This window comes from Cohnella sp. GCM10020058 (assembly GCF_042683485.1).
GTDB lineage: Bacteria > Bacillota > Bacilli > Paenibacillales > Paenibacillaceae > Cohnella.
In genome coordinates this window covers 1-12,772 of the sequence record NZ_JBHUJV010000017.1, presented here as the reverse complement: position 1 = coordinate 12,772, position 12,772 = coordinate 1, and the positions used below count along the sequence as shown (strand labels likewise).

Here is a 12,772-nt window from a genome sequence, read left to right as displayed (position 1 = left end):
GCAAAGCCGCCTTTTATACGCGATATAATGCTTCACTACTCATATTAGACGAAAAGCGGCCCAAGCACAAGGACAGGAAGGAGAAAGAAGGCGGCAAGCGCCGGCAAAAAGATCGCTTCAGCCGTTATTCCGCCGCAGCGAGTAGCGCCTGACAAGAAGAAGCAGACCGCCCATGCCGACGAGCAGCACAAATGCCATGACCGCCTCGCGCTGCACGAAGAGGGCGCTCTCCCGCCAGTGCTCGCCCAGAAGCACGCCGATCAGCTCGAACGTGCTCGTCCACGCGAGCGCGCCCAGCGAAGCGTAGAACAGGAACGGCCGGTACGGATGCTTGCCGAGACCGATGAACAAAGCGGTCATATGTCTTAGGCCGGGCACGAAGTAGCCGACAAGCACGAGGACATGCCCCCACTTGGAGAAGCGCGCCTCGTGTCTCGCGAGCTTGTCCGGCGTCAGGCGCATCAGCGGTCCCAGCCTCGTCAGCAGCGGCCTTCCGAGCCATCTGCCGAGCAAGTAGCTAAGGGACATGCCCGTTAAGCTGCCGCTGATGGCCGCCAGCATCGTGAAGCCCAGCTTCAGATGCCCTTGCGCCATCAGGTAGCCCGCCGCGGTCAGCAGCGCTTCGTCCGGCACGGGGATGCCGACCAAGCCGAGCGCCATCGCGAGAAACAATCCGACGTAGCCGTACTCGAACACGAGCCCTAGCAGTGAATCGGTCATGGATAGTCTGCATCTCCTGGTGGGGGCAGCGCGCTGCCCGGATATGTACATTGGCGAAAGGTCCCTTGAAGACAAACACCCCGTCCACATGGACGGGGGAAGCCGATATGGGCAATGCCGGGTACGATTCGCCCGCAGGCGTCAGTCGACGATCGTGACGTTCAGGCTGTGCTTGGCGAACACTTCGCCGAGCTCCTTCTTCGCCTCGTCCGCATCGGGACCGTGGACGTGCAGCTCATAAGCATGTCCGCCCACGAGCGTGGTGAAAAGGCCCAGAATACTTTTGACGTCGATGTACTTGTTGTCGGCTTGAAGCACGATCGAAGAACGGAACTTGTTCGCAGTTTGTGACAATTCCACGATTGCAGCGTTGTTGGTCAAGGCAATCCCTCCAAGAATTAGGGTTCACGATTTCATTACCCATCATACTCTGTATCGCGGAACGGTGGCAAGGGGTAAACGCTTCATTTCAGGTTGTCCGGATTTAATCCTTCCAGCTCGGGCAGGACAAACAGTCCGTCCTTGCGAATCAATTTGCCGTCGAAATAGATCTCGCCGCCGCCGTACTCGGGGCGTTGTATCAGGACGAGATCCCAATGTATGGCCGAGCGGTTGCCGTTGTCGCAATCCTCGTAGGCTTGCCCCGGCGTGAAATGCAGGCTTCCGGCGATTTTCTCGTCGAAAAGCGTGTCCTTCATCGGATGAAGGATGTAAGGATTGAAGCCGAGGCTGAACTCGCCGATATAGCGTGCGCCTTCGTCGGTGTCGAGCAGCGCGTTGATTCGCTCATTGTCGTTCGCGGTCGCTTTGACGATTTTTCCGTTTTCGAACGTAAATGTGATGTTTTCATAAGCGAATCCGTTGTAAACGCTCGGCGTATTGTAAGCGATCGTGCCGTTCACCGAATTGCGGATCGGACAAGAGTAAACTTCGCCGTCCGGGATATTGCGGGCGCCGGAACATTTTTTGGCGCCGATGCTCCGGATTGAGAAGGTCAGTTCGGTACCGGGCCCCGTAATCCGCACCTTGTCCGTTTTCTTCATCAGCTCGTGAAGGGGATCCATCGCTTTGTCCATTTTGGCGTAATCGAGATTGCAGACGTCGAAGTAAAAATCTTCGAACGCTTCGGTGGAACGGCCCGACAGCTGCGCCATCGAGGCGTTCGGGTAGCGGAGCACGACCCATTTGGTATGCTTAACGCGCTGCTCCAGATGGATCGGGTGACGATGCATGCTGTCGTAGAGCGCCATTTTGTCCTTGGGCACGTCGGACAGCTCGTTCACGTTTTCCCCGGAGCGGATACCGATATAGCCCTGCATGCGCTTCATCCTATCCATCTCGTACGCAGCCCACGTCTCGACCATCTCCGGACGGGCATAGCGCAGCAGCTCTCGCGTGACGGAGCGGTCCTCGATCTCCACGTGCGGGTATCCGCCGCGCTTCGCGACCTCCTCGACAAGCGCCTTGAGCAGCTCGCGCTCCGGTCCGATCATCTCGATCAGCACATGCTCGCCCGGCTGCACGTTAACGGAATATCCGGCCAGATTAGCCGCCAATTGTTGAATTCGCGCGTCGCGCATCGATACGACCTCCGATTGTCTGTTGTCTTAAGCGTGCTAACATTGTACCACCGCGGACCTCATATTTAAAAATGCCGTAACGCCAAAAAGGACAAGCGGAGGAAGCTCCTCCGACTTGTCCTTGGACGCACCGCCGGTTGCGGTCAGCCGACCGTCACGCAGTTGCGGCCCTGGTGCTTGGCTTCGTAAAGCGCCATATCCGCGCGGTAGAACAGCGATTCGACGCTGATCCGCTCGTCGCCTGCGGACCACTCCGACACGCCGCATGACACCGTCACCTTGGGCGCGGTCTCCTCCTCAACGCGGCTGCGGATCCTCTCGGCCACTTTGAGCGTCTGATCGAGACTCAGCTGCGGCAAATAGATGGCGAGCTCCTCGCCGCCCCAACGCGCAGCAATATCGCTCTCCCGAATCGCACTGCGGATGATGGAGCTGACTTGGATTAGAATCGCGTCGCCCACCTGATGGCCGTAAGTATCGTTGATTTTCTTGAAATGGTCGATGTCGACGACGATCAATGAGCCCGACGCATCCTTCTCCTGCTTGCGCTGAATCCGTTCGTTCAAATAATGGCGTGCATACAGCCCCGTAAGATTGTCCGTGATGACCATACGCCGCACTTCGGCGTGCAGCGACGAATTCGACACCGCGAGTCCGATATGCGCGGACAGCACCTGCAGCAGCTTGTAATTTTCGTAGGAAAAATGATTCGGCTGACGATGCGTAACCATGATGGCGCCGATCACTTCGCCGTTCAGCAGCAGCGGAGAGGCGATCAGCGAGCGCGAGCGCGTCGATTCGAGCAGCCGGGATCTGACCGGCGTCGCCGAATGATAATCCGACAGAATAATCGGCTCCTTGGTCGCCAGCATGACGCCGCAAAAGCCGTAATCGATCGTGAAGACGTCGTTGTTCAGCTCCGGCACGTTGGACGAGATGACGCTGAAGTGATTCAGCTGCATGTCGAGCTGCATGATGAAGCAAAAGTCAGCGTTAAAAATCGACATCAGCTCGGACGTTGCGAACTGAATCGTGTCCGACAGGCGAAGGCTGCTGTTAAGGCGCTGCGTCAGCTCGTTGATCAGACGAAGCTCTCCGATCAGCACGTTCGCCTGCTCGTGCATCCGCGCCTTCTCAAAGGCGGTGCCCGCTCCGCTCGTCAGCGTCGAGACGAAGCGCATGTCGAGATCGTCGAACGGCTCTGCCGACAGATCGAGCCGGAGCACGCCGTATACGCCCTGCTTGCCCGCCAGCGGAAACGCGACCCGGCGAAACTCGCCGACGCCGTCCTCGCGCCGCTCGCCGTCCATGAACGCTCTCCAGCACAGGTCCATGTCCTGGTGATGAAAAGCGAGCGGCTGCACGCGCTCGTTGATGCTGCTGTAATCTTGCGACAAAAAGAGGTTCGTCCTGCACGTCGGATACATCTGCTCGAGACTGCTGAAAACCTCGGCCAGCACGTTCTCCACGTCGATGTGGTCGTTCATTCGCCGCATGATATCCAGCAGCCGGTCCTTGCGCCGGTCTTCCCGTTTGGCGCGATTGGACGCGTGCAGCTGGCTCTCGACGAACAGATGCTCAAAACGGCGGTACAGGCAGCTCTTGAAATGCAGCGCCGCGGCCTGCAGGAGCTTGAGCTCCCCGGCACCCGCGGCGCCGGCCGGCGCCGCGCAGACGATCGCCGCGCACACGAACCCGGTGGAGCGGCTGAATATCGGCACGGCCAGCGTATCCCGGCTCCTCAGCGCGGGATGACCGTGCTCCTCTGCGCGCATGAGCGCCGGCCGGCACGACTCGAGCGCCATGCCGGCCGCGGTCGGACCCGCTACCTCAAAGCGCCACGAGACCGGCAGCCCTGCATTCGCGGATGCGCCGGAGACGGCGACTTCGGTATAATCGGGGTGAACGAGCACGATCGGCCATCCGGACAGCCATGGAAAGCCCTCGCTCTGCTCGACCCAATCTCCGAAGCTTTTTTGCAGCAGTTCATGTATATAAGGAAGATCGGCTTCCGTTAAATCCTGTCCCGCTATCCAAGACGGCAAGTCATCCGTAGCGCTCTTGAGCTCGATCCCAGCGCGATGATGATGTCGAACCGAGTCTAAATTTTCCCTTGGTTGAACCATCCCGGACCCTCCCCGCCGCGCTTCTATATTAACTATACAATGGACTCGTGATTTTTGCACTAGAAAGCGAGCAAATATCGGGACTTGCGTCTTGCGTCTCGACACTTATATAACCCGCATATTTTCCTTGGAAAGCAAGCACCATTTAAGTTGTCCAGCTGTAAGCGTAACGACCTTGACATTCTCCTTGTTTTTCTTATAATATGTATAGTTGAACATTGGGCTCATTGTTTGTGTCACCCTCACGAACGGTTCCCTCGGCGGGCAGCGGCTGAACTTCTTGCCGGGAAGGAGATTCTCTTCTTTATGGAATGCGTTCGGCGCAACGACAACCCATTTTCAAAAAATTCCCTTTTGAAAAAGGAGTCACACATTCATGTCCAGATATACCGGTCCTAAATTTAAACTGAGCCGCCGCCTCGGCATTTCCCTGAGCGGTACCGGCAAAGACCTCAAGCGCGCGTTCCCTCCGGGGCAGCACGGCGCGAACCAACGCCGCAAGATCAGCGGCTACGGCCAGCAATTGCTCGAAAAGCAAAAGCTGCGCCACATGTACGGCCTGAACGAAAAGCAATTCCGCAACCTGTTCGACCGCGCTTCCAAGCTGAAGGGCAAGTCGGGTGAAAACTTCATGTTCCTGCTTGAGAGCCGTCTGGACAACCTGGTATACCGCCTCGGCTGGTCCAACTCCCGCGCAGGCGCTCGCCAACTCGTGTCGCACGGTCACGTCACCGTTAACGGCAAGAAGGTCGACATCGCTTCGTACACGGTACTGGTAGGCGACATCATCGGTCTTCGCGAACGCAGCCGCGGCCTGAAGGCGATCAAGGAAGCTTCGGACTCCCGTCACCACATCGCCGGCTACCTGGACTTAAACCAAGCCGCTATGGAAGGCAAGTACGTTCGCCTGCCTAGCCGCGAAGAGCTGTCCCAAGACATCGACGAACAACAAATCGTCGAATTCTACAGCCGCTAATCGTTTTGCCATCGCAAGTGTGCGCTCCGGCTCAGCCGGGGCGTTTTTTATTGGAATTTTAGGCATAGTCAGCCGCTATTTCCGTCCATGGGTCGCGGATATTGGCGCATTAACGATATCAATCCACGCCAGCTGGCAAAGCGCAACAAACCCGTCCGCTGATGCGGACGGGCTGTTCATGGATCCATCATAGGACGGATAAGTTCGACTAGCCAAGACTAAACGTTCGTGCCTTGTGTTCCGTCTCCCTGCTGCGACAGCGCCACCGGCACGGTTGCCGCAGCAGTTGCAGGCGTCGTCGCCGGCGCGTGCTTGCCTGGGTTGGTCAAGCGCTGGACGAGCTGCCCGATGTCGATGCCGGACACGCTCTTCAGCATCTCGGGCGCGGTCGCCATAAGCGAAGTCACGTAATTGCTGACGCGAGCCGCCCCTTCGCCGTGCCCCGTGTCGACGACGGTGAGCTTGTCGATCGACGAGATCGGCTCCGCCACCTTGCCGGCGAGCTCCGGCAGCATCTTCACGATAATGTCTAGCACAGCAGCCTCGCCGAACTTCTCGAACGCCTGCGCAAGCTTTTCCTTCGCTTCCGCTTCGGCCAAACCGCGCAGCCGCACGACTTCCGCATCGGCCGTACCTTTCGCCCGCGCCGCTTCGGCTTCAGCCAAGCCGTTCAACCGCTTCTGCTCGGCGTTTGCCTTGGCCTCCGCCTCGATGCGGTACTTATGGGCATCCGCTTCGTTGATCTGTCTGGCCTTGTCCGCTTCGGCCGCCTGTACGACCGCATAGCGATCGGCGTCGGCTTTTTTCTTGACCTCGGCGTCGTACTGTTTCTCGCGGCGAAGGATCTCCTTCCCCTCCAGATCGATCTCCCGCTCCTTGCGCACGATCTCGACCTGCATCTGCTCCTCGACGACACTTTGCTTCGATCGCGCCTCTTGAATGGAATAAGCCTGGTCGGCTTCGGCCTTCGCCAAGTCCGACTCCTTTTTAAAGGAAGCGACCTTCAGTTCTTTTTCCTTCGTCGCTTCGGCGACGTTGGTATCGCGCAGCAGCTCAGCCTTCTGGCCTTGCTCCTCCGCCGCGGCCTTCTGAATCCGCGAGTCCCGGATCGCTTGGGCTTCGGCGATATCCGCATCCCGCTTGACGGCCGCGATCCGCGGCTTGCCGAGCGCTTCGAGATAGCCGTGCTTGTCGCGGACGTCCTTGATCGTGAACGAAACAATCTGCAGGCCCATCTTCTTCAAATCGCGCGCCGCCTGTCCTTGAACCTCCTGCGCAAAGCGCTCCCGGTTCCGGTATACCTCCTCGACCGTCATCGTGCCGAGAATGGCGCGCAGATGGCCCTCGAGCACCTCTTGCGCTTCGCCGCGGAGCGCATCCGTCGGCTTGCCCATGAACTGCTCGGCAGCCGTAGCCACGTCCTCCACCGCGCCGCCGATCTTGATGATCGCCACCGCATCGGTCAGCACCGGCACGCCTTGCTCCGTGTATACTTCAGGCGTGCTTACGTCGAGCTTGTGCGACAGCAGCGACAGAAACTGGGCTTGCTGGAATATCGGCAATATAAAAGCGCCTCCGCCCCGCACGATCTTGATCCGGCGGCCCGATTCGTCCACGGACACGTTTTTGCTGCCGAGGAACGAGCCGGTCACGATCATGGCGAGATCCGGCGCCACCGTCTTGTATCGCGCCCAAAACGCGAGTCCAAGCACAAGCAGTACGGCGACTACGATGATCGGAATATAAAGCGCTTCGTCAATCGTTTGCATTTGCATTCTCCTCTACTCATCTAAGTATGAATTCCTTTGCTACTCCAGCCGCGATACGCCGAGCACGTCGTCCTTCACGCGCACGACGACGACCTTCGTTCCTTCGGCCAGCGCTTCGCTGTCGAAGCTTTCGGCAATGTGATTGGCATTGCCGGCGCCCACCCGTACGAGCACCTCGCCGAAGCCGACGGCCGGAATGGACGTGATGACCTCGGCCCGCTTTCCCTCCAGATCCCGAATCGAGTACGCGACCGAATTTTCGCTGTTCTTCATCGGTCTCACGTAGACGAAGTGCATCGCCAGACCGCCGAACGCGGCGGCCGCGGCAGCGCATGCATACACGCCTCCGGCCGGAAGTTCGGAGTAACGGGCCAGCAGCAGCCCCGCGCCGCCGAAGATCGTAATCCCCCCCGCCAGGACGACGGGCTCGAACAGATCGTGAGGGAGGAACTCGAACGCGCCTCCGAGATCGCCGACGAGCAGCGTGACCAATGCCATCAGCACGCCAAACGCCAAACAGCTCCAGAACAAAATCTCCACGCTTCCCCTCTCCTTCTGCACCAGAATCCGTTTTCGACGACATTATTACATACGACAAGCATTTCCAAAAGTTTCTCTGCCCTCTCCTGTTATGGGCCAATCGGTGAAAAAAATGGAAGAGTTTGTCCCTTCTTGGCGCACGAATACAATCGAACGGAGATGCGGGAGGTCAAACAATCGCCTATTGTGATATAATAAGACTGTTTTGTTGAAGGAGGATACATAATGAGCGATACCAAACAGCCTTCCAAGAAGCCGAAACGAAAAAAACGCTCGCCATGGGTCATGGCCGCCAAATTGTTCACTTATACCATATTGTGGCTGGTATTCTTCGCCGTATTGGCAGGTCTAGCCGCAGGCGGCGCCGTTGGCGGATATATCGCAGCCTTGGTCAAGGACGATCCCATCCGGTCGAGAGCGTTAATCGAGGAGAAGATCAACGAAAACAATGCAACCGGTTTCGTCTATTTCCGGGACGGAACGCTGATCGGCCAGCTCCGTACCGAGGAAGACAGGCAGCCGATCACGTACGACAAGATTCCTCAGGTCATCATCGATTCGGTTCTGTCCATCGAGGACAAAAATTTCTTCAATCATGTGGGCGTCGACACCAACGGATTGTTCCGCGCCGTCAAGCAGCAGCTGCTCAACGAGGACGTGCAGACGGGCGGCAGCACGATTACGCAGCAGCTGGCGCGCCGCGTATTCCTCAGTCTCGACCAGACGCAAAGCCGCAAAGCCAAGGAGATCTTCCTCTCCCTGCGGCTCGAGCGCTTCCTGGGCAAGGAAGAGATCCTCACCGCTTACTTGAACAAAATTCCTTACGGCAACGGCGCTTCCGGTTACCAGGTGTATGGTATCAAGGCCGCCAGCAAAGGGATATTCGGCATCGAGGATTTGAGCAAGATCAATCTGGCGCAAGCGGCTTACCTGGCCGGGCTGCCGCAGCGTCCTTCCGCTTATTCGGCCTTCACGGGCAAAGGCGACTTCAACGAAGCCAACTTCAAGCGGGCGCTGGCCAGACAGAAACTCGTCCTGCAGAAGATGCTCGAATATGGCAAGATCAATCAGCAGCAATACGACGAAGCGATCGGGTTCGACGTCTACGGCTCGCTCGCCAAGCCGACGGAAAAGGCCTATAACACGTATCCGTATCTGATGCTCGAGGTCGAACGCCAAGCCGCCATGCAGCTCGTGCTGCAGCGAAACCCGACGCTCACCATCGACGATCTCAAGAAAAAGGAAAATGCCTCTCTTATCGAAGACGCGCGCGAGCAGCTCCTGCGCGGAGGCTACAAAATTACCACGACCATCGATAAAAAAGTATACGACACGATGCACAAAGTAGCGGAGGATCCAAAAAACTTCTCGCCGGACAGCAAGACCAAAGGCGTCGAGCAGACGGCCGCCGTCATGCTGGACCACAAGACCGGCGCGATTCTCGGCATGATCGAAGGCCGCGACTTCCATATCGAGCAGCTCAATTTCGCTACGCAGATGGAGCGGCAGCCAGGCTCGGCCATGAAGCCGATCGGCGCCTACCTGCCGGCAATTGACAAGGGGCTCATCAGCCCGGCCAGCATTTTGGACGACGCGCCGATTATTCTGAAAAACAGCGGCTCGAGCCTGCATATTCCGAAAAATTCGAACAACCGGTATTCGGGCCTCGTCACGGCACGGTATGCGCTTAACCAATCGCTCAACCTGCCGGCGCTCAAGGTATTCCTCGACAAGGTCACGATCAAGGGCGCATGGGACTTCGCGCGCCAGCTGGGCATCACGACGCTCGTGCCGGAAGACGACTATGCGCAGACCGGCGTTATCGGCGGTCTCAAGTACGGCGTCACCGTCGAGGAGCTGACCAACGCGTACGGCGCAATCGCCAACAAAGGCGTGTTCAACGATGCGTACCTGATCGAAAAAATGAAGGATTCGTACGGCAACATCGTATACGAGCACAAGGCGTCGCCCAAGCGCGTCGTCTCCGAGCAATCCGCGTACCTGATGACCGATATGCTCCGCACGGTCGTCACGGACGGAACAGGCAAATCCGTCAAAAACGGCTTTAAAAATTACGGCAAGATTCCGATCGTCGGCAAAACGGGCACAACCTCCAACTATGCGGACGTCTGGTTCGAGGGCTTTACCCCGGACATCACGCTGGGCGTCTGGGCGGGCTACGAAAAGTCGGTCAACACGCTCTCCACCGACGGACACGCGCGCGCCAGGGATATTTGGACCAAGGTCATGAACGAAGTGACCGAAGCCCGCCCCGAGCTTTTCCCGACAACGGAATTCAAGAAGCCGGACGGCATCGTCTCGATGACCGTATCGAGCGTCAGCGGCAAACTGCCGACCGATCTCACCCGGTCCGCAGGCAAGCTCGTGACGGACATTTTCAACAAAAAATACATTCCGACGGAGGAAGACGACGCCCTCGTCGCCGTCAAGTACATCTCCTACAACGGCGTGAACTATAAGCCGTCGCCGGAGACGCCGGAAGACATGCTCCGCGAATCGATTATGACCAAGCGGGAGAAGCCGCTTGACGAGCTGATCGAGCAGTTGAAAGCCGCGCTCGACAAAGTGCCGGCTTCGAGCCGGAAGGCGCTGTCCTATTATTTGCCGAAGGATGCCTCTGGCGGTGCGCCGTCGAAGCCCGATCCGCGCGTGGACGACGGCTCGGCGCCGAGTGCGCCAGGCAATATTACGGTCGAACAGCTCGGCGGCGGCAAAGCGCGCATCTCCTTTACCAAAAGTCCGCAGGCGGACGTCGTCGGCTACCGCCTGTATCGTTCGGTGAACGGCGGCTCGTTTGTCAAGACAGGCAGCACCGTGCTGACCGGCGAAGACACCCGCTTCATCGACTATTCGTCCTCCGGCAGCGTCAGGTACGCCGTAACGGCCGTCGATGTCGCAGGTAACGAATCCGGACGCAGCGAATCCTCCTCGTCCGGCGGCGGCGGCGGTGGCGGTGGCGACAACGGCGGAGACCCGAAGCCGAATGACAATGTCCCGCCGCTTGACGGCCAGGGCACCGGCCAGGTGGATCCGATAACGAACGGCGGGACGCCGTCGAACGATCCCGGTCAGGCGCAGCCCGCGGCCCCGTCCGCGCCAGCCGGCCTCGCCGCTCAACCTTCGGCAGGCGGTACGACACTCAGCTGGAACGCCAACCCCGACGCCGACAAAGTAACGCGTTATGAGGTATGGTACAGCGCCAGCGAGAAAGGCAATTACAGGCGTGTCGAGTCGACGCAGTCCAACCAATACGAGTTGTCCGGCAATAACACGGCCGGCTGGTACCGCGTACGAGCCGTTAACGATACCGGGGCCTCCGACGCCTCGCCTTCCGTCGAGGTCAAGAACAGTTAGCTTCTATCCGTTCACAAAGAACGCTTCGGCATCGTTTATCGTCTGCCGAAGCGTTTTTTTATTCGTCCAAGAAAAGCTTTGAGTGAAGATCGGAAAATTGCCCGGATAACCGAAATTTGATTCGCGCGGAGTCCCTTCGGAATGGATTATCCTACAGCCATTCCGAAGGGGCGGCTTAACGTCCCCTATCAGGTATCGCGTATCTATAGAACTCGTGGAGCTCACGATCGACCCTTCGTCGACGAATACGAGGACGCGCCCGATCTCGTCAATTTGATGGAAACCAAGTTCTATGCATGGGATCCGCTGCCACACTGCGAATATTGCAAGGAGCCGGTTTTTCTTATCGTCTGAGGACGCTTCGGCGTTCTCTTTTTTATGCCCAGAGTCACGATTGCCGCGTTTCTGATTTATGAAGTGAATTCAACTATACGACGCGTTTTAACGGTATCCCCTTCAATCAGGGAGCGATCGTCTGCGAAATACGTTTTAATGGCATCCCCTTTAATCAGGGACAGTCGTAGGTTAGCGCGATACGTTTTAACCATATCCCCTTCAATCAGGGGGACACGAGCTGTTTTTCAAAGCTTGTTCGTCCCGTCAAAAAGCACAAAAATCAGTAGACACGACATCCACATTTCGCTACAATAAGAACAAATGTTCTCTTCGAGGTGAGTGCGATGGGCGTTAGCCGATATTCGATCGGAGACGGATTGCCGACTTATAGCGAGGAAGATTGCGAGAGCGCCCTCTTTATGGCGAAGTGGCCTGAAGGTTACAGATGCCCACGCTGTTCACTTCCACACTATTATCGCGTTGCCTCAAGGGGGCGCGGGCTGTTGGAATGCGTCTCCTGCCGACATCAGACTTCGCTTACTGCACGGACGATACTCGAAGGCACGCGTACGCCGCTGTACAAGTGGTTTCAAGCGATGTATTTGATGCAGATTGGCATCAGCGCCAAGCTGCTGGCCGAGCTCATTCTGGTGACCTATAAGACCGCGTGGCTAATGAATCACAAGCTTCGCCATGCCATCGAGCACCGGGATGCCAAGCTCCCTCTCGCGGGTAATTTACAATTGCTTGGCGAGTTCTACGGATACGAATTCCACCGTCATTTTAGCGGTAGTCATGCGGCTCCAGAGCATAAAGCACAATCTGTCATTGTTGGCGCTTCTGTCCATAAACAAACGGATATGGTCGAGCAGTTGAAAATTAAGCGTGTGGATCGCACGAGAAACGTCCTGGACGGCATGGGCGTTATCGAGCGTTTTTTGTTGCATCACGCTGTCGATTCTGAGGAGGAGCCCGGCGAGATCAAGATCTTTGACCGCCACAACCGCAAGGAACGTTCGGCGCTGCATGCAGCATGGACGGAAGCCGTCAGGTGGCTGGCCCGGACGTTCGGAGGGATCGGACCGAAGCATCTGCAGGCATATCTGGATGAATTTTGCTTTCGGCGCATGTTTCGCAGCGGTTCGTTGGTTGAATTAGTAGGCTTATGCGGCACGACGGCTACAATCATTTATCGGAAACTGGTTGGAAGAAGCCTGGGCGTTTATCCGATTAAGTGCACTAGCCTTGCATAAACATTGACCTAATCGAGATAGATGGATGCACGTGGGTATTTAATCAGGTTTTTACAGTTTCATTTTTGTGGTACAAGCCAAAAAGTCGAACTGGTAG

At 57.4% G+C, this 12,772-nt stretch carries 9 protein-coding genes and 2 pseudogenes; 5 read left to right on the top strand and 6 right to left on the bottom strand.

Annotated elements, in window-relative coordinates; all coding sequences use genetic code 11:
- Nucleotides 1–117 precede the first annotated feature (117 nt).
- The 4 genes from ACFSR7_RS27525 to ACFSR7_RS27510 all read right to left on the bottom strand — a co-directional run bounded on the left by ACFSR7_RS27525 (nucleotide 118) and on the right by ACFSR7_RS27510 (nucleotide 4,426).
- Nucleotides 118–720, bottom strand: coding sequence for a DedA family protein (locus tag ACFSR7_RS27525; RefSeq protein ID WP_378167213.1), 603 nt, complete (start codon nucleotides 718–720; stop codon nucleotides 118–120).
- A 141-nt stretch (nucleotides 721–861) separates the two neighbouring features.
- Nucleotides 862–1,101 (bottom strand): HPr family phosphocarrier protein, encoded by a 240-nt coding sequence (locus tag ACFSR7_RS27520; protein WP_271749424.1) that lies wholly within the window; start codon nucleotides 1,099–1,101, stop codon nucleotides 862–864.
- Between the two features lie 83 nt (nucleotides 1,102–1,184).
- The gene (locus ACFSR7_RS27515; protein WP_378167211.1) at nucleotides 1,185–2,300 is read right to left on the bottom strand and encodes an aminopeptidase; all 1,116 of its coding nucleotides are present in this window, start codon (nucleotides 2,298–2,300) and stop codon (nucleotides 1,185–1,187) included.
- Nucleotides 2,301–2,443: 143 nt separating this feature from the next.
- Nucleotides 2,444–4,426: a GGDEF domain-containing protein gene (locus tag ACFSR7_RS27510; protein WP_378167209.1), complete on the bottom strand. Its 1,983-nt coding sequence runs from the start codon at nucleotides 4,424–4,426 to the stop codon at nucleotides 2,444–2,446.
- Between the two features lie 376 nt (nucleotides 4,427–4,802).
- Between ACFSR7_RS27510 and rpsD the strand changes: the two genes are divergently transcribed.
- The gene (rpsD, locus tag ACFSR7_RS27505; RefSeq protein WP_378167207.1) at nucleotides 4,803–5,402 is read left to right on the top strand and encodes a 30S ribosomal protein S4; all 600 of its coding nucleotides are present in this window, start codon (nucleotides 4,803–4,805) and stop codon (nucleotides 5,400–5,402) included.
- A gap of 218 nt (nucleotides 5,403–5,620) precedes the next feature.
- Here rpsD and ACFSR7_RS27500 read toward each other — a convergent pair whose 3' ends face one another.
- A complete protein-coding gene (locus ACFSR7_RS27500) occupies nucleotides 5,621–7,171 on the bottom strand; it encodes a flotillin lipid rafts scaffold protein FloT (RefSeq protein ID WP_378167205.1) in 1,551 nt (516 codons plus the stop codon).
- A 39-nt stretch (nucleotides 7,172–7,210) separates the two neighbouring features.
- Nucleotides 7,211–7,711: an NfeD family membrane protein gene (locus ACFSR7_RS27495; RefSeq protein ID WP_378167203.1), complete on the bottom strand. Its 501-nt coding sequence runs from the start codon at nucleotides 7,709–7,711 to the stop codon at nucleotides 7,211–7,213.
- Between the two features lie 225 nt (nucleotides 7,712–7,936).
- Between ACFSR7_RS27495 and ACFSR7_RS27490 the strand changes: the two genes are divergently transcribed.
- The 4 genes and pseudogenes from ACFSR7_RS27490 (at nucleotide 7,937) to ACFSR7_RS27475 (ending at nucleotide 12,675) form a co-directional block, all read left to right on the top strand.
- Nucleotides 7,937–11,086: a transglycosylase domain-containing protein gene (locus ACFSR7_RS27490; RefSeq protein WP_378167202.1), complete on the top strand. Its 3,150-nt coding sequence runs from the start codon at nucleotides 7,937–7,939 to the stop codon at nucleotides 11,084–11,086.
- A 205-nt stretch (nucleotides 11,087–11,291) separates the two neighbouring features.
- Nucleotides 11,292–11,440: pseudogene (locus tag ACFSR7_RS27485) on the top strand (CxxH/CxxC protein).
- A 326-nt stretch (nucleotides 11,441–11,766) separates the two neighbouring features.
- Nucleotides 11,767–11,940, top strand: a pseudogene (locus ACFSR7_RS27480) (transposase); the annotation flags it as partial.
- A gap of 78 nt (nucleotides 11,941–12,018) precedes the next feature.
- Entirely contained in the window at nucleotides 12,019–12,675 is a 657-nt protein-coding gene (locus ACFSR7_RS27475; protein ID WP_378168221.1) for a hypothetical protein, read from the top strand.
- Nucleotides 12,676–12,772: the final 97 nt, after the last annotated feature.